The sequence below is a fragment of the Oricola sp. genome (assembly GCF_965230365.1).
In the GTDB taxonomy this organism is placed as follows: domain Bacteria; phylum Pseudomonadota; class Alphaproteobacteria; order Rhizobiales; family Rhizobiaceae; genus Oricola.
Genome location: NZ_OZ246003.1, coordinates 29,000 through 45,588 on the forward strand (window position 1 = coordinate 29,000; position 16,589 = coordinate 45,588).

A 16,589-nucleotide genomic window follows, 5' to 3' on the forward strand; every position below is an offset into this window, starting at 1 on the left:
TTTCGCGTTGACGGCGGTTCGATATTGGTCAATGACCCGGCTCGACCATGACCGAAACCGCGTTCCCGCCCTCCAGACACCCCGATAGCGGACGGCTCGCCGCGCCTGAGCTGGTCGGGCTTGTGGCTTTCGTTATCGGCCTGACGGCGATCAAGCTCGTGGTCGGCGGCGCGACCGGCCTGGTTCGCGACGAAGCCTATTACACGCTCTGGGCGCTGCACCCGCTGCAGGCCGGCTACTTCGATCATCCGCCGGCGGTCGCCTGGTTCATCAAGGCGGGTCAGGTCGTGCTCGGCGAAACCGAACTGGCGTCGCGGCTTGTCGCGATCCTCGCCACGCCGGTCTGTTCGCTGGCGATCTTTCGAAGCGCCAACCTGCTTTATAGCGACCAGCGGACCGCCGCGCTTGCGGTGCTGTGGTTCAATGTGACGCTGGGCGCAGCAGTGGGGATGCTGGTCATCACACCGGACGCGCCGTCCATGTTGTTCTGGACATTGGCGATATGGACCGCTGCCGAGCTTTTGCGCAGCGGCAAGGCTTATTGGTGGCTCGCCTTCGGCATCTTCGCCGGGCTCGGTCTGGCGTCGAAATACACCGGTGCGTTTCTTGGCGCAGGCATTGTGCTGTGGATCGTCTGGTACCGGCAAAACCGGCGATGGCTGCGCTCGTGGCAGCTCTACGCAGGCGGAGCGCTGGCGGTGGGCCTATTCTCTCCGGTCTTGTGGTGGAACAGCCAGAACGGGATGTCCTCGCTGGCCTTCCAGCTTGGACGCAGTGCGCGAAACTTCGACATCGACCTGGCCAAGCTGAAGTTCCTTCCGGAGTTTGTCGGCTCGCAGATCGCGCTGCTCTGGCCCGGCCTGTTCCTGTTTGCGGTCATCGGGTGCGTATTGTTCTTCAAGCGCCGTGGTGGGCAACCCAACCCGGGAACCGGCCTGCTGGTCGTGACCGCGCTGCCGGCGATCGCCTATTTTCTCTATCACGCCACGCATGCGCGGGTTCAAGGCAACTGGCCGTTGCCGCTCTACGGTCAGGTCGCGATTCTCGGCGCCTGGGCGGCCGGCAATTGGCAACCGGTCAACGGAAGCCTCGCCGCGTTCATGCGGTTTGTTCGCTTGTCGGTCACTCCGCTTGGACTGGCTATCGTCCTGATCGTCTATGCGCATGCCGCGCTCGGCCTCTTCAACCTGCCGGTGCGCGACCCGTCGCGGGAAATGCATGGCTGGGACGATGCGATGGTCGAGATAAGCGCAATCGCCCGCAAGCACGCGGCGGACACGGTCTTTGCGCCCGACTACGGGATGACCGGATGGCTGTCGGTCTACAACCGGTTCGGCAATCACGGGCTGACCGTTCTGCCGGCATATCAGCGGCATCGCTACGGCTACATGGCGCTTCCGGAGGTGTCGGAGGTTCGCTGGCCAGCGCTGATCGCCGTGCGCGCGCGACGATCCCGCCCGGCGTTTGCCGAATTCGGCAAACCGCCGTTCTTGAGCGGTACGTTCCAGCAAAGCATCCAACGCAGGGACAGACACGGAACAGCGATCGACCGCATCGACATCTATCTCGCCGACCGTCCTGAAGCCGGCATCTACGCCGAGTAGTTGGCTAGCGCACGCCGGAAACCGGCGCGCCGCGCAGAAACGTGTCGGCGGCCAGCGGCTTGCCGCCGGCGCGTTGCAGCCGTTCCAGCGTGACCGCGCCCGATCCGCAGGCGATCTCGATCCGGCCGTCATCCGCGGAGAGCGCGCCCGGTTCACCGTCATTCCCATCCACAGATGCGACACGGCTGCGCAGAAGTTTGACGCGTTCCCATTTCTCGCCGAACCGCATCTCGCACCACGCGCCCGGAAACGGCGATAGCCCGCGTATCCGGTTGTGCACCTCGGCGGCCGAAAGCGCCCAGTCGATCCGGGTCTCGTCCTTCGATATCTTGGCGGCGTAGACGACGCCTTCGGCCGACTGCGGCGTGAGCGACAGCGTGCCACTCTCCAGTTCGGCCATCGCCGTGACCATCAGGCCGGCGCAGGACCGCGCCAGTTCGTCATGCAGTTCGCCGGCTGTCTGGTCAGGGCCGATCGGCACCCTTTCCTCAAGTGCGACATCGCCGGTGTCGAGGCCGGCATCCATGCGCATGACCATCATGCCGGTCTCGGTGTCGCCGGCCATGATGGCGCGGTTGATCGGCGCGGCACCTCGCCAGCGCGGCAACAGCGAGGCATGGCCGTTGTAGCAACCGTACCGCGTTCCGTTGAGGATCGGTTCGGGCAGCAGGAGGCCGTAGGCGACGACCACCGCGGCATCGGCGGCGAGCGCGGCGAAGGCCTGCTGCTCTGCTTCCTGCTTCAGGCTTTGCGGTGTGCGGACGGGAATGCCGATTTCCTCGGCCATGCGATGGACAGGCGACGGGGTGAGCGCGAGACCACGCCGGCCTGCGGGACGCGGCGGCTGGCTGTAGACGGCGGCGATTTCGTGTCCCCGATCGTGCAAGGCGACGAGGGTGGGCACCGAAAACTCGGGAGTTCCCATGAAAATCAAGCGCATCGCGCCGTTTCCTTCCAGTTCTCAGAATTTGAATCAAATGAGAGCGCCAGCGTAAACAGAAGCTTAACGACTGGTTGTCTATTCCGCCGTAACTTTTTGTTAACTATCGGAGTTTTGGGCATGGGGCAGCGCTTTTTCGGTCGTCGGGCGATTGCGGTGATCGATCCGCGGACAGCATATCCCGAAACGCCGTCACAGCCGGCACCGCGGATCGCAAGACGCCGCCTGAAACTCGGTGCGTTCACCTTCATCTCCTATGTGGCGCTTTCATGCGCCGCCGGCGCGCTCAGCGTGTTCGGTCGATAACCGGCGGCAACGACAACTTCATTCCGGATCGAACGCCAAGCAGTCCGGCTCGACTTTAGAGCCGAACGGCGGCACGCTGCTTGGCAAGCTTGGTGAACTTCTTGATCACCATGTCGCGCTTCAGCTTGGAGATGTGGTCGATGAACAGCACGCCGTCGAGGTGATCGATCTCGTGCTGCAGGCAGGTTGCAGCCAGGCCGTCGGCTTGAAGCGTCTGTTCGCTGCCATCGCGGTCGAGATACTCGACCGTGATCGATGACGGTCTCTCCACTTCCGCGTAGTAGTCGGGAATGGACAGGCAGCCCTCCTCGTAAACCGACCTTTCGTCGCTGTTCTTGACGATCCTCGGATTGATGAAGACCTGCGGCTTCTTCTCCTCTTCCTCCTTGGAAACATCGATGACCAGCATGCGCAGCGGCTCGCCGACCTGGATCGCCGCCAGCCCGATGCCCGGCGCATCATACATCGTTTCGAGCATGTCGTCGGCGAACCCACGCAACGCATCGTCGACCCGCTCGACCGGCTTGGAACGCTGGCGAAGGACCGGATCGGGCAGCAATATGAGAGGCTTGATCGTCATGGCCGCTCACGTAAGCGCTGCGGCGGCACGCGTCAATCGCCTAGCCACTGCTCACCCTCTGACATCGCGGCGCGAATCGAATAAGATCAAACAATGAACATCGATTTCTCGCACGTCCTGTTTGTCGCCGGCGATTTCGCGGTCACGACCGGCTACGCGCTGGCGGCTCTCGCCGTTGTCGCGCTCGTTGTCCTCTTCATCGCGGGCCAAAGGCGCGCCGGGCTGCACCGGCAAGAGAGCGAGGACCTGAAGCGGAAAGCCGATGAGAGCGAAGCGCGGATCGCCGAGGTGCTCAAGGCGCAGTCGGAGATCCAGGGCCGCATGGCGTCGATGGCCGAGATCTTCGGCGCGCGCCAGTCGGAACTGAACCAGACCATCCAGCAGAAGATCGATTCGATGACCAGCCGGATCGGCCAGTCCATGAACGAGCAGCAGAAATCGACGCATGAGAACCTGGCGCGGTTGCAGGAGCGGCTGGCCGTGATCGACACGGCGCAAAACAACATCAAGCAACTGGCCGGCCAGGTCGTCGAGCTGCAGTCGATCCTTTCCAACAAGCAGACGCGCGGCGCATTCGGCCAGGCCCGGATGGAAACGATCGTTGCCGATGGTCTGCCCGGCGACCGCTACACCTTCCAGGCGACGCTTTCGAACGGCAACCGGCCGGATTGCGTGATCCGCATGCCGAACGATTTGCCGTCGCTGGTGATCGATGCGAAATTTCCGCTGGAGGCGTGGAATGCGCTGCGCGAGGCGGCGGATGCGAACGCAGCGTCTGAGGCGGCGAAACGGTTCCGGCGCGATATGGAAATCCATATCAAGGCGATCTCGGAAAAGTATCTGATCGCCGGAGAAACGCAGGACACCGCCTTCATGTTCGTGCCGTCGGAGTCGATCTTCGCCGACATCCACGAAAACCACGAGGCGGTCATCCAGCGCGCCCACAAAGCGCGGGTGGTGATCGTCTCGCCGTCGCTCCTGATGCTGTCGATCCAGGTGGTCCAGGCGCTGTTGAAAGACGCGCGCATGCGCGAACAGGCGCATCTGATCCAGGGCGAGGTGCTGCGCCTGATGGAAGATGTCAGCCGGCTCGACGACCGCGTGCGCAAGCTGCAGACGCATTTCGGCCAGGCGCAGAAGGACATCGACGATATCCTGGTTTCATCGGGCAAGGTGACCCGGCGCGGCCAAAAGATCGAGGCGCTGGAGTTCGAGGCCGAGAGCGGCGCCGCGCCGCCGCCGACACCGAAGGCCGTGCCCGAGACGCCCGCCAAATCGGCAGAAAGCGCGACCGGCCAGCTGCGACTGCGGGTGGTCGATGGCGACAGCGATGGCAGCGATCAGGGCTAGATCGCCAGCGGCGCGTCCAGCACGACGGCCACCTCGGCGGCCAGCACGGCGCGGCGCAAGCGGGCGATTTCCTCTTCGCCGAAGCGCAACGGCACGACCAGCGGCAAACCCGGCCTGACCGCTGTCCAGCCGGCGACCGCGAGTGACTCTGCAGCAGGCTCATGCGCCTGCGCCAGCGCCCAGCTGACGCAATCGATCGCCGCGAAATCCGCCGCGCCGCTTGCAACCGCGCGGATCGATGCGCGGTGCGCCCCTGTCCAAAGCACATCGTTGTCAGCGGGCAGCGCCAACCCTGCCGCAGCGGCGTCACGGGCGAGCGCGACATGGCCGGACAGCGACTCCGGCATGTTGGCGGCGAAGCGCCCAGCGATGGCGGCGGTTTCGAACCATGCGCCGGGATTGGCTGGCGGTTCCATATCTGCCGCATCGCGGCGGACGATGGCGCTTCGATAGGTGCCCGGCCCGCAGCCCGGCGCTTGGTGGACGGGCGTTGCGAGATAGCGCACATGGCCGGCAAGGCTGGTCGCCAGCGGAAATGTGCAGGTCTCGGCGATCAGGAGGTCGGGCGACGTCCAGACCGCGAATGGATCGTCCGGGCGCTCAAGCACGTCCGGCGCATCGAAGCCTTCGGTGCGCAAGGCGTCGCGCAGGCGTTGCCAGCGCGCGTCGGTCGCGGCGCGCCGCTCCGGCCAGTCATACATGGGAAGTGCGGCGACTTGGCTCATCACCGACCCGCCTGGGCTGTCGCCAAATTCCTCAGATGTTTCAACCGCGCGCCAACTCGCTGCCCGACGGCGCCTGGCAGCCGACCTGCGGCCCGGCATGGACTGCCGGCGTCACGCCAACGCGATCGTTGCGCACCGACTCGTCCGCCTGCCGCCAGGCCGGGTGAACGACCGGTTCCTTGGCGCGGAAGGCGAAGGCGCGGGCAATCGCCCAATAGCTGCGGAAAACATAGCCGCCATTGCGCCGGTGCCATGCCTCCCGTTGGGCACGGTAAAGCGCCGGCAGCGCATACCACGGTTCGGCGGGCAGCTTGTGGTGCACCAGATGCAGGTGATTGTTGAGGAACAGCAGGCCGAGCACACCGCCCTTCTCCACGATCAGGGTGCGGCCGTCGGGATCGCCAGCCCAGCGGTGTTCGCAATAGGTGCGGATCGAGATGATCGCCAAGCCGCCATAGGCCGCGAAAGCCAGATAGGTCAGAAAGCCGATCCCCATGAGGCCCTGAACGATGAAAACCAGGCCGGCTAGGCCGGCGGCGTGATAGGCCCACGCCCGACGAACGCCGCGCTCGCCGCGCCACAAACGCGGAAGATCGTCGATGAAGAACGCCGCCACCGCCAGCGCCGGGCCGAAAACGATGCGGCCAACCAGCGTGTTGTTGACGCGCAGCACAAGGCGCAACGGCGCGCCCATGCGGCGGTAGCTGGCGGCTGCCCGGTACCAGGATTCCGGATCGTCGTAGGGATCCGTCAGCCGCTCGTCGTTGTGGTGGCGCAGATGCAGTTGCTTGAAACGGCGATACGGATAGGCGGCACATAGCGGCAACGCCACCAGCAACTCGTTGAAAGCCGCATTGCGCGTCGGATGGCCGTGCAGAACCTCGTGCTGCAGCGAAGCGTGCAGTGCGGCCGAAACGGCCATCAGCGCCAATGCCAGAACCGGAAAATCCGGGAAAATGAGAAAGCCGGAACCGGCCCAAACGCCATAACAAAGGCCGAGCATGGCGAGCGTCGGCCATTCGATCATCTTGAAATCCATCATCTAGTCGCCCCTTAGGGGTCAATTCTGACAGTTCCTGACGTCTCCTGCCATGCGGATATGGTGAATTTGGATTGCGTTTGCTCATCAAATATTTCATTTGTTTACTAAGTACAACGCATAGAGAGTTTACCTTCATATGGACCTGCAAGTCGACAAACGGGACATGGCGCGGCTGCTCAGAGAGCGGATCGAGAGCCTGCTGACCCGCTCCGGGCTGACCCGCTCGGCCTTCGCCGCGCAGGTGGGCATCGACCGGTCGGCGCTGTCGCAGCTCCTGTCCGGCGAGATCACGCGGTTGCCGCGCGCCGAAACGCTGGTGCGCATCTGCGCAGCACATGATGTCAGCCTCGACTGGCTGCTCGGCTTGAGCCAGGCCGAGGATGTGAGCGCCGCCATCAAGCCGTCGCTGGAACTGGAAGAGGCCCGCGACGACCACGACACGACGCTGCTCGAACGCTGGCACGCCGAAGCCGCAGGCACCAAGCTGCGTTACGTGCCGACCACCATCCCCGACCTGCTGCGCACCGATGCGGTGATCTCCTATGAAAGCCGCGAGAACAAGCGCACGCTGGTCTCCAGGATCGACGAGGCGCGCGGCCGCCTCGCCTATACAAGACGCCCGGAGACCGACATGGAAATCTGCATGCCAATGCAGCGCATGTTCGATCTGGCGCGCGGCAGCGGCATCTGGGCCGACCTGCTACCGTCGGCGCGCGGCATGCAGTTGGCGCACATGGCGGCGCTGATCGACGATCTCTACCCGAGCCTGAGGCTCTATCTCTATGACGGGCAGAGCCATTTCTCCGCCCCCTACACGGTGTTCGGCCCGTACCGCGCCTCGGTCTATATCGGCGACATGTACCTGGTGCTGAACACCAAGGAGGCGGTGGCCGCCATGACGCGGCATTTCGACAATCTGGTGCGCGCCGCATCGGTGCAGGCGCACGAGGTGGCCGGCTGGATCCGCAATCTCGACGTCGCCGGGACTAGCGGATCGCCTTGACGAGGCTGGCGCTCGGAAAGCAGGTCGGCGCGCGCCCATTGCCGAGTTGCCACTCGCCGATCGAGCGGCGCGTCTTGAAACCGGGCAGCCCGTCGGCGCCGCCGACATCGAAGCCCCTGCCTTCCAGCACCCGCTGCATCGCCGCAATGTCGGATCGGTAAAGCGTGTCGACCGGCTTCCACGGATCGGCAAAGCGGCGGTTGCCCCACTGGATGCGGTCGCCGGCATGGCCGACGAAGAGCGCGTAGAGGTCGCTCTCATTGTACTTCTTCAGCACGTAGAAGTTTGGCGTGACGATGAAGGCCGGACCGTGACGACCGGCGGGCATCAACAGGAAGCCGTCCTTGCCACGCTCATGGGCGGGAAACGGCCGTCCCGAAACACGTGTGACACCAAGCCCGGCCCAGTCGGCGATCGCCATGCCGCGGTCGGGCCCCTCCATGGTACAGGAGACGATTTCAGGCACGGCGACCTCAAAGCCCCAGTCCCGACCCGCCTGCCAGCCGAACTTCGCCAGATAGGCGGCGATGGAGGCGAGCGTGTCGGGCACCGAATTCCAGATGTCGGCGCGGCCGTCGCCATCGAAATCGACGGCGTGGTCCAGATAAGACGATGGCAGAAACTGCGGTTGGCCGAGCGCACCGGCCCATGACGAGCGCATGGTTTCGGGCTTGGCCATGCCGCGCTCGACCATCACCAGTGCGGCGACAAGCTCTTTGCGAAACAGTTCCGGCCGGGTCGACATGAACGCCTTGGTGGCCAGCACCTCGATGGCGTCGTGCGGGATCTTGACCCGGCCAAAACCGGATTCGCGCCCCCAGATCGCCAATACCACCCGGCCCGGCACGCCGTATTTCTTCTCCACGGCCGCGAGCGTCGCGGCGTGCTGGCGGGCGAGCGTGCGGCCGGTGGCGCTGACATGGCCGAGATTGGTCTCGCGGAAATAATTGGCCGGGGCACTGAATTCGGCCTGGCGGATCTTCTTCGGCGTGTCCCTGGTGCCGGGTGCGACAAGGCCGGGGATCTTGGTGTTCGGCCGCTTGCCGGCGAGCGCCCGGTCGAAGGTGGCGCGCGACACACCCTTTTGGCGCGCCATAGGCCAGACCGTCTTTTCCAGGAAGCTGTCGAATTGCGCCTGCAGCGACTGGGCCAATGCGGGTTGAGCAGCGACAAGAAAGGCGAACAGGACGGCGAGGCGGATCATGCTTTTCTCCCGATTCGTCGCAAAACCTAGCAGCCGGAGCGCGGATGGAAAGGGCGAAGGCCGATTGACCTTCCTCAACGCCAAGGCGCACGCAGCCATGCACACTCGGTAAAACACCGAACACAGGAGACCGCCATGCCCCAGCCGTCGCTTGTCCGCGTGACACCCGAAACGGTCGAAAAAACCGGATTCTTCTGCAAGATGTCCGGCCGCAAGACCGAAGGCTACAAACGCAAGCGCGCCTGGCTCGACGCGCGTTTCGCCGAGGGGCTGGAAATCGCGTTGCTCGGCGACGGCGAACGCGGCATGATCGAAACCATGCCGGGCGCGCATTGCTGGCGGGCGATCGAAGCAGAGGATTATCTCGTCATCCACTGCCTTTGGGTGGTCGGCAAGAGCAAGGGCAAGGGCCTTGCCCGGCTGCTGCTCGACGACGCCGAACAGCGCGCCCACGCCCGGGGCTACAAGGGGCTGGCCGCCGTCGCCAGCACCGGCAACTGGCTGATCGGCCCACCGGTCCTGCAAAAGTACGGGTTTGAACCGGTCGTCGAAGAAGCGCCCTACTCCATCCATGTCAAACGCTTCGACGACACGGCGGCCGACCCGACTTTCAGCGGCAGTTTCGCCGACAAGGCGAAAGCGGCGGGCGACGGCTTTACCGTCTTTGTCACCGACCAGTGCCCCTACCTCGCAGACGCGACCAAGACCTTCGAGGCGCAGGCGACGGAACGCGGCATCCCGTTCCGGGTCGAGCGGATCGAGACGGCGCAGGCTGTGCGCGAGAAGATGCCATCGCCCTATGGCACGTTCGGCGTGGTGCGCGACGGCGCACTGTTCGCCGACACCTATCTCTTGCCCAAACAGATCGCCAAGCTGCTCGAGGGGTGAGGTGTGGGGTGGCCCTCTTTTCGCCTTCGGGGGCGAGGGGTGCTTGATCGCGGCCGCCGCGTCCTCGCCCCGCCGGGGAAAGGATCGCGAGGCTTCGCGAGCAAAGCGAGCGTTAGCCGCAGCGAGGTGAGGGCGAATTTTTTAGTCCCACTCATCGCCTTGCGTCCCCTGCACCACCCCCTCTCTTGCGATTTCTAGCACTTAGCCTGCGGCTAAGACGCTGAAATCGCTTTCTCTCCTACCAGGGGCGAGAGGGAGCGCGTCATCTCCACCGGGCGCACGCCATCACCACCGCGCCCCGTTTCCGAGACCGGATTGTTGTTGAGTTGGAAGACGGGCGGTCAAAGCATCGCAACGTCTAAAAGGTATAGCGATCCTTAGACCGCCCGCTCGGTGGTCTTGCAGCTTCGGTCGGCGGCCCGGAACGAAAGTCCGGGAAAACAAGACTGCGCGCGCCGCTTCATGCCGCCCTGACTTGGGGGTTCATCACCCAGTGACACACCTCTGCGCCACCAGCCAGGCACCGTCCTCCTCCCTGTGAGCCGGTGTGCACGCCAGGCTTTCATGAGAAGGCGGGTGTGATGGTAAGGGAGGTTCGGGCGCGGTGGAAAATTTTTTCGCGAAACGCCGGAATTCCGGGATTTGCCGCAGAGTTTATCCAACGGCGGGGCCTTGTCTCCCACTTGCGGAGGAGCAATCGCAAGTGACCGGGTGCTTGCTCGGATGCGAGCTCCGCAACGCTAGCGGCGACGGGCAGATCGACGAAAACTTCATGCGCAGATAGGGTGGAGACAGAAAGGGCTACTGGGTTGCCGATCATCCGGGTGAATTCAGGAAAGAGCGCTGAGAGAATGCCCGGCCAAAAGCGCTGACAGCCGAAGGTCAGCGGCCTGCCGGCAGTCTCACATCGCTGTTGCGGGCCTGGCGACAAGGCAACGGAACGACGCGGAAACCCGGACACGTCCGTCAGCCTGCAGGAACTCTTCAAGCGCGCTGCGGTAGGCCTCTTCCACAGCGTCTTCGCCGGCCAGTTCCATCGCCTTGACCGCGACGCCGGCCGAACCAAGGCCGCGCACGGCGGTTTCGATGTCGGGGTATTCGAACGGGCTGTCGACATCGAAGATCTCGACGGGCTCGAGCCCGGCGCTTTCGGCAAAGCCGCGCAGTGCGCCTTCTTGCGACAAGGCAAATGGTCCCGGCGCGCCAGGCGGCGGCGGCGGCATGAACGGCCTGATCGCTGCGACAAGCCTGGCAGCTTCCATGCCGTCCGGCTCGCCCCAGGTCACAACGACCACCGTGCCGCGATCTCCGACGACCCGCCGCGCTTCCGACAGTGCCGCCACCGGGTTTCCCGCATATTGAAACGCGTTGATGCCCGAAACGACGTCGAACGCGCCGTCGCCGAACGGAAGCTCCTCAAGGTCGCCGGCATGGAAATCTGCGGCAGGCGTGCGGGATGAGGCGATTTTCAGCAAGTCCTCGGCGGCATCCAGCCCGGTGGCAGACGCGCCGCGCGCAGACGCCATATTCACGGCCATGCCCGAGCCGCAGCCGACATCGAGATACCGGGTGCCGGCACCGACGCGCGCCGCATCGAGAACCGCCCGGTAGACCGGCGCGTGCACCCTTTCCTGATGATTTGCCCAATCTTCGGCGCGTGCGCCCCAGAGGCGGCCATTGACTTCAGAAGTTTTGGAACTGTCCGGCATATCCGATCCTCCCGCAGGAATAGCGAACACTACGCCCGATCGCGCCTGCCGGCAAAATCGCTCAGAACTGCGTGCGGGCGCGTAGCGCTGCCGAAAGCGTGCCCTCGTCGAGATAGTCAAGCTCGCCGCCGACCGGCACGCCATGGGCGAGCCTGGTGATCCTGACATCGAAATCGGCAAGCTGGTCGGTGATGTAATGCGCCGTGGTCTGGCCCTCGACCGTGGCGTTGACGGCGAGGATGAGTTCGGTAATGCCGCCGGCCGCCACCCGGTCAACCAGCGACTTGATGTTGAGATCGTCCGGGCCGACGCCGTCGAGCGGCGACAGCGTGCCGCCGAGCACGTGATAGCGGGCGTTCATGACCGAGGCGCGCTCCAGCGCCCAGAGATCGGAGACATCCTCGACGACGATCAAAAGTGACGGGTCGCGGCGCGGATCGGAACAGATCGAGCAGGGATCGACCGTGTCGACATTGCCGCAGATCGAGCAGACGGTGACCTTCTCGGAGGCTTCCGTGAGCGCGGCGGCGAGCGGCGCCATCAACTGCTCCTTCTTCTTGATCATGTGCAGCGCGGCACGGCGCGCCGAGCGCGGGCCGAGGCCCGGCACCTTGGCCAGAAGCTGGATCAGCCGTTCGATTTCGGGGCCGGCGATTCGTTTGTCGGACATGGCAAAGATGTAAGAATTTCACGGCGCGCGCGCAAAGCAAAATCGTCAGCGCGGCAGGAATCGGGTGGCGGAGGGCGGCGGCCGGCGACAGAGTGCGGCGAAACATGTATGGAGACGACAATGCCGCCTGCCCGCACCCAGATGAACGCCGCCGAATGGGCGATGCTTGTCGCGCTGTCGCTGTTGTGGGGCGGCTCGTTCTTCTTCAACGGCGTGGCGGTGCGCGAACTGCCGCCGCTGACCATCGTGTTCGCGCGCGTGGCGCTGGCGGCGGCGACGCTGCATCTGGTGATGGCGGTGACGGGCCGCCGGCTGCCGGGACGCCGCGAAGTGTGGATCGCATTCGCGGGCATGGGCGTGCTCAACAATCTGGTACCGTTCACGCTGATCGTCTGGGGTCAGGGGCAGATCGCCTCGGGTGTCGCCTCGATCCTGAACGCGACCATGCCGCTGTTCACGGTGCTGGTGGCGCATGGCTTCACCGCCGACGAGAAGCTGACGCCGGCAAGGATTGCCGGCGTGGTGGCGGGATTTCTCGGGGTCGCGGTGATGCTGGGCGGCGCCGGATTTTCGGGCGACGCGCCTGTCGCCGCCTATGCGGCCATCCTCGGGGCGGCGCTGTCATATGGATTTGCCAGCGTTTACGGGCGGCGCTTCCGGACGCTCGGCGTGGCGCCGATGAGCGTGGCGACCGGGCAGTTGACCATGTCGAGCCTGATGCTTGCGCCGCTGGTGCTGGTCGCCGAACGGCCCTGGACCCTGCCGGTGCCAGAGACCGGAACCGTGCTGGCGCTGGTCGGCCTTGCGACCGTGTCGACGGCGCTCGCATATCTGCTCTATTTCCGCATCCTGGCCGGCGCCGGAGCGACGGCGATCTCGCTCGTCACGCTGCTGATCCCGCCAAGCGCCATCGCGCTTGGGATCGCCTTCCTCGGCGAGGTGCTGCTGCCGCGCCACATCGCCGGCCTGGCGCTGATCGGGCTGGGGCTGGCGCTGGTCGACGGGCGGCTGCTGAAGCGGAGGGCGCGACCGGCATAACCGCCGGTTGCGTTGCCGACAGGCCCGTCTATTGTCGCGGACAGGACGCGAAAGGTACTCCTCATGAGCATGAACCTCTGGCTGGTCTATGTGACGACCGTCTTCCTGATGATGTGCACGCCGGGGCCGAGCCAGTTGCTGATGCTGTCGAACAGCATCGCCAATGGCTGGCGGAAGTCGATGGCGACCGCTGCCGGCGACCTGACCGCCAACCTGTTGCAAATGCTGGCGGCCGGACTCGGTCTTGCGGCGATCATCGTGGCCTCGCAACACGCGCTTTCAATCATCAAGTGGTGCGGTGTGGCCTATCTGTCGTGGCTTGGGCTGCGCATGATCCTCAACGCCGGCAAATCTTCCAGCACACAGGGAAGCCGTGGGATGCCTGTCCGCAGGCTCTGGATGCAAGGCTTTGTGACGTCCGCCGCCAATCCGAAAGCGGTGGTGTTCTTTGCCGCGCTCTTCCCGCTGTTCATCACGCCGGGCGAAGCGTTCTGGCCGCAATTCGCCGTGCTGAGCGCCACCTATCTCGTCATGGACGGCATGTTCTTGAGCGCCTATGGCGTGTCGGCAAGCTGGCTGGCGTCGCGCCTCAAGGGCAAGGCGCGGCCTTGGCTGGACCGGGCCGGCGGCACTTTCATGATCGGTGCGGCGATCCTGCTCGGCCTCAAGCCGGTCGAGAAATGACGGCCTAGAACGGCAGCTTCATGCCGGGCGGCAGTGGCAGGCCGGCAGTCATTTCCTGGGTCTTTTCGGCGACCATCGCCTCGACCTTGGCCTTGGCGTCGTTGTGGGCGGCGAGGATCAGGTCCTCGAGAATCTCGACATCGTCTTCCTTGAACATCGACGGGTCGATCTTCAGGCCCTGCATGGCGCCCTTGCCAGTCAGCGTGACCGAAACCATGCCGCCGCCGGCGGTGCCTTCGGCCGTCATGGTCTCCATCTCGGCCTGCATGGCCTGCATCTTTTCCTGCATTTCCTTGGCCTTGCTCATCAGGCCCATGATGTCGCGCATGGCTTATCTCCGGGTGTTACAAGTCATCGGCCTCGTCGGGGTCGAACGGAATACCCTCGGCATCGGCTGTGTGGCCCATATCGTCGTCGCCGTCGCCTTCGGCAAGCCGCACATCGATGATTTTCGCGCCGGGAAAGGCGTCGAGGATGGCGGCGACCTCGGGATCGCGGCTGGCGTCGGCGACAGCGTTGTCACGGCGCTCGGTTTCGGCCTCCTCGAGCGTCTGGCCGCCGGGCTGACGCGACACCGAGACGATCCAGCGGATGCCCGTCCAATCCTGCAGTTTGCGCGACAGATCGCCGAGCAGGGCGCGCGGCGCGTCCTCGGTCAAATTGACGTCGAGCTTGCCGGGTTCGATCGACACAAGGCGAACGCATTTGCGGATCGAAACCTTCATCAACGGGTCGCGGTGACGGTCGGCGAGGTCGGCGAGATCCTTGAGCGAGGCGACCGGGACGGCGGGCGCCGGCGGTTCGGGTGCGGGCTGCGGCGCGGCCTGGTGGACCGGTTGCGGCTCGGACGCGACAAGGCGCACGGCCTGCGCGCCGCCGGCGCTGGCGGTCGGCTGCGGTGCGCTGTTGTCGGTGACGGGCGCGGAGGACTGGGCGACCGCATGCGCGCCATTGCCATTGCCGGCAGGCGCGGCAGCACCAGCCGACAGCGCCGGGCGCGACGGTTCACCGGGCGGCGCTTCGTCGAGCGCCTTCAATGCCTCGTCAAGCGTTGGCAAGGTGGCGGCGTGGGCGAGCCGGATCAGCACCATCTCGGCGGCGGCGACCGGGCGTGACGACAATTCGGCCTCTGGAATGCCCTTCAGCAGCATCTGCCAGGCGCGCGACAACACCTTGACCGGCAGGCGCTTGGCGAAATCGAGGCCGCGCTCGCGTTCGTCCGGCGTCATCGACGGGTCGTTTTCGGCGGCACCCGGCACGAAGCGCAGGCGGGTGACGAGATGGGTGAAATCGGCGAGATCGGTGAGCACCACCGCCGGATCGGCGCCGACATCGTACTGGGCGCGGAATTCGTCCAGCGCCTCGGACACGCGGCCGGCCATGACGTGTTCGAAAAGGTCGACAATACGCGCCCGGTCGGCAAGCCCCAGCATGTCGCGCACCGCATCGCCGGTCACCGTGCCGGAGCCGTGGGCGATGGCCTGGTCGAGGATCGACAGCGAATCGCGCACCGAGCCCTCGGCGGCGCGGGCGATCATGGCGAGCGCCTGTTCATCCACCGCGACGGATTCCAGCTCGGCGATCCTGGCCAGATGCCGGGTCAGTTCGCCGGTCTCGATGCGGCGCAGGTCGAATCGCTGGCAGCGCGACAACACGGTGATCGGCACCTTGCGGATCTCGGTGGTCGCGAAGATGAACTTCACGTGTTCGGGCGGCTCCTCAAGCGTCTTGAGCAAGCCGTTGAAGGCCTGCGTCGACAGCATGTGCACTTCGTCGATGATGTAGACCTTGTAGCGCGCCGACACCGGGCGGTAGCGCACCTGCTCGATGATCTCGCGAATGTCGTCGATACCGGTGTGCGAGGCGGCGTCCATCTCGATGACATCGACATGGCGGCCCTCCATGATCGCTTCGCAATGCTCGCCAAGTTCGGCAAGTTCGATCTGCGGGCGGTCGATTTCGGCGGTTTTGAAATTGAGCGCGCGCGCCAGAATGCGCGCCGTCGTCGTCTTGCCGACGCCGCGCACGCCGGTCAGCATCCAGGCCTGGGCGATCCGGCCGGCGGCAAAGGCATTGGTAAGGGTGCGGACCATCGGCTCCTGGCCGATGAGGTCGGAGAAGTCGCGCGGGCGGTATTTGCGCGCCAGAACGCGGTAGGGCGTCTGCGATGTCGAGGGATCGCTCATGGATCTTGTCTAATGCGTTTCGCGGGCAAGCGGAAGCGCTTGACCGGCAAAGCCGCGCGGCAGGCACAGGAAAAGAGAAAAGGCGGGAGGCTGGCACGGTGACCCGTGCCGTGGCTCGTTAGGGCTGCTTCCTTCCGGACCTGACCCGGTTGGCGAGTGGCTCGTCCACCACCAACCTCCCGCCGGCGATATCGTACGGGCCGCAGGAAATTGCAAGTCGCGCCGACCAAAAAAGCTGATACAGTCCGGTACATGGTTGATTTCGCACTCGATCCCCGATTGGCCGGCGACACCTTTTCCGTCGCGAAGCTGAGCCTCAGCCGGTTGTTGCTGATGAACGACGCGCGCTTTCCGTGGCTGATCCTGGTGCCACAGCGCGTCGGCATTCGCGAGTTCCATGAACTGACGCCGCTCGACCAGACGATGCTGACCTTCGAGATCGCAACCGTGTCGGAGAACCTCAAGGCGCTGACCGGGTGCCACAAGCTCAACGTTGCGGCGCTCGGCAATCAGGTCGCGCAATTGCATGTGCATGTGATCGCGCGCCAGACCGACGACGCGGCATGGCCCAATCCGGTGTGGGGCAGCGGCAATGCGGAGCCCTATCTGCCGGACGCGGCGGCCGATTTCATCGCGGCATTCAACGACAGCTTCTGAGCG

The 16,589-nt window shown here is 65.0% G+C and carries 17 protein-coding genes and 1 other RNA gene; 8 read left to right on the forward strand and 10 right to left on the reverse strand.

Translation table 11 applies throughout. The features are described 5' to 3' along the window. Positions 1–47: 47 nt before the first annotated feature. On the forward strand, positions 48–1,604 hold the full coding sequence (locus ACO06R_RS00165; protein WP_421854416.1) for a glycosyltransferase family 39 protein: 1,557 nt from the start codon (positions 48–50) through the stop codon (positions 1,602–1,604). Positions 1,605–1,608: 4 nt separating this feature from the next. Here the strand turns inward: ACO06R_RS00165 and fmt are convergent, their stop codons facing one another. Next, positions 1,609–2,544, reverse strand: a complete 936-nt coding sequence (fmt, locus tag ACO06R_RS00170) for a methionyl-tRNA formyltransferase (protein WP_421854418.1) — start codon at positions 2,542–2,544, stop codon at positions 1,609–1,611. Between the two features lie 120 nt (positions 2,545–2,664). Here fmt and ACO06R_RS00175 point away from each other — a divergent pair, with 120 nt between their 5' ends. Continuing rightward, complete coding sequence (locus tag ACO06R_RS00175) at positions 2,665–2,850, forward strand: hypothetical protein (RefSeq protein ID WP_421854420.1); 186 nt, start codon at positions 2,665–2,667, stop codon at positions 2,848–2,850. Positions 2,851–2,905: 55 nt separating this feature from the next. On the opposite strand, the gene def is transcribed toward ACO06R_RS00175, so the two are convergent. Next, positions 2,906–3,430, reverse strand: coding sequence for a peptide deformylase (gene def / locus ACO06R_RS00180; protein WP_421854422.1), 525 nt, complete (start codon positions 3,428–3,430; stop codon positions 2,906–2,908). 93 nt (positions 3,431–3,523) lie between these two features. Here def and ACO06R_RS00185 point away from each other — a divergent pair, with 93 nt between their 5' ends. Next, positions 3,524–4,780: a DNA recombination protein RmuC gene (locus ACO06R_RS00185; protein ID WP_421854425.1), complete on the forward strand. Its 1,257-nt coding sequence runs from the start codon at positions 3,524–3,526 to the stop codon at positions 4,778–4,780. On the opposite strand, the gene ACO06R_RS00190 is transcribed toward ACO06R_RS00185, so the two are convergent. Both ACO06R_RS00190 and ACO06R_RS00195 read right to left on the reverse strand, forming a co-directional pair. Next, a complete protein-coding gene (locus ACO06R_RS00190; protein ID WP_421854427.1) occupies positions 4,777–5,505 on the reverse strand; it encodes a PhnD/SsuA/transferrin family substrate-binding protein in 729 nt (242 codons plus the stop codon). The two genes, ACO06R_RS00185 and ACO06R_RS00190, sit on opposite strands and share 4 nt — an antisense overlap. Before the next feature lie 40 nt (positions 5,506–5,545). Beyond that, entirely contained in the window at positions 5,546–6,547 is a 1,002-nt protein-coding gene (locus ACO06R_RS00195; RefSeq protein WP_421854429.1) for a fatty acid desaturase, read from the reverse strand. Between the two features lie 136 nt (positions 6,548–6,683). Here ACO06R_RS00195 and ACO06R_RS00200 point away from each other — a divergent pair, with 136 nt between their 5' ends. Next, on the forward strand, positions 6,684–7,550 hold the full coding sequence (locus ACO06R_RS00200) for a helix-turn-helix domain-containing protein (protein WP_421854432.1): 867 nt from the start codon (positions 6,684–6,686) through the stop codon (positions 7,548–7,550). Here the strand turns inward: ACO06R_RS00200 and ACO06R_RS00205 are convergent. Then, positions 7,534–8,754: a lytic murein transglycosylase gene (locus tag ACO06R_RS00205; RefSeq protein WP_421854435.1), complete on the reverse strand. Its 1,221-nt coding sequence runs from the start codon at positions 8,752–8,754 to the stop codon at positions 7,534–7,536. The two genes, ACO06R_RS00200 and ACO06R_RS00205, sit on opposite strands and share 17 nt — an antisense overlap. Before the next feature lie 135 nt (positions 8,755–8,889). On the opposite strand from ACO06R_RS00205, the gene ACO06R_RS00210 reads away from it, so the two are divergent. After that, positions 8,890–9,642 (forward strand): GNAT family N-acetyltransferase, encoded by a 753-nt coding sequence (locus ACO06R_RS00210; protein WP_421854438.1) that lies wholly within the window; start codon positions 8,890–8,892, stop codon positions 9,640–9,642. A 902-nt stretch (positions 9,643–10,544) separates the two neighbouring features. Here the strand turns inward: ACO06R_RS00210 and ACO06R_RS00215 are convergent. Both ACO06R_RS00215 and recR read right to left on the reverse strand, forming a co-directional pair. Beyond that, positions 10,545–11,351: a class I SAM-dependent methyltransferase gene (locus ACO06R_RS00215; RefSeq protein WP_421854441.1), complete on the reverse strand. Its 807-nt coding sequence runs from the start codon at positions 11,349–11,351 to the stop codon at positions 10,545–10,547. Between the two features lie 61 nt (positions 11,352–11,412). Then, positions 11,413–12,021 (reverse strand): recombination mediator RecR, encoded by a 609-nt coding sequence (recR, locus tag ACO06R_RS00220; protein ID WP_421854444.1) that lies wholly within the window; start codon positions 12,019–12,021, stop codon positions 11,413–11,415. Between the two features lie 120 nt (positions 12,022–12,141). On the opposite strand from recR, the gene ACO06R_RS00225 reads away from it, so the two are divergent. Both ACO06R_RS00225 and ACO06R_RS00230 read left to right on the forward strand, forming a co-directional pair. Continuing rightward, positions 12,142–13,059 (forward strand): DMT family transporter, encoded by a 918-nt coding sequence (locus ACO06R_RS00225; RefSeq protein WP_421854447.1) that lies wholly within the window; start codon positions 12,142–12,144, stop codon positions 13,057–13,059. A gap of 63 nt (positions 13,060–13,122) precedes the next feature. After that, positions 13,123–13,743 (forward strand): LysE family translocator, encoded by a 621-nt coding sequence (locus ACO06R_RS00230; protein WP_421854450.1) that lies wholly within the window; start codon positions 13,123–13,125, stop codon positions 13,741–13,743. Between the two features lie 4 nt (positions 13,744–13,747). On the opposite strand, the gene ACO06R_RS00235 is transcribed toward ACO06R_RS00230, so the two are convergent. From ACO06R_RS00235 to ffs, 3 genes are all read right to left on the reverse strand, one after another. Continuing rightward, the gene (locus ACO06R_RS00235; RefSeq protein WP_421854453.1) at positions 13,748–14,071 is read right to left on the reverse strand and encodes a YbaB/EbfC family nucleoid-associated protein; all 324 of its coding nucleotides are present in this window, start codon (positions 14,069–14,071) and stop codon (positions 13,748–13,750) included. A gap of 16 nt (positions 14,072–14,087) precedes the next feature. Further along, positions 14,088–15,929 carry a DNA polymerase III subunit gamma/tau gene (locus tag ACO06R_RS00240; RefSeq protein ID WP_421854456.1) on the reverse strand — a complete coding sequence of 614 codons (1,842 nt, stop codon included), beginning with the start codon at positions 15,927–15,929 and terminating at the stop codon, positions 14,088–14,090. A gap of 82 nt (positions 15,930–16,011) precedes the next feature. Further along, positions 16,012–16,109, reverse strand: an RNA gene (ffs, locus tag ACO06R_RS00245) — signal recognition particle sRNA small type. A gap of 72 nt (positions 16,110–16,181) precedes the next feature. On the opposite strand from ffs, the gene ACO06R_RS00250 reads away from it, so the two are divergent. Next, positions 16,182–16,586: an HIT domain-containing protein gene (locus ACO06R_RS00250; RefSeq protein ID WP_421854459.1), complete on the forward strand. Its 405-nt coding sequence runs from the start codon at positions 16,182–16,184 to the stop codon at positions 16,584–16,586. Positions 16,587–16,589 lie beyond the last annotated feature (3 nt).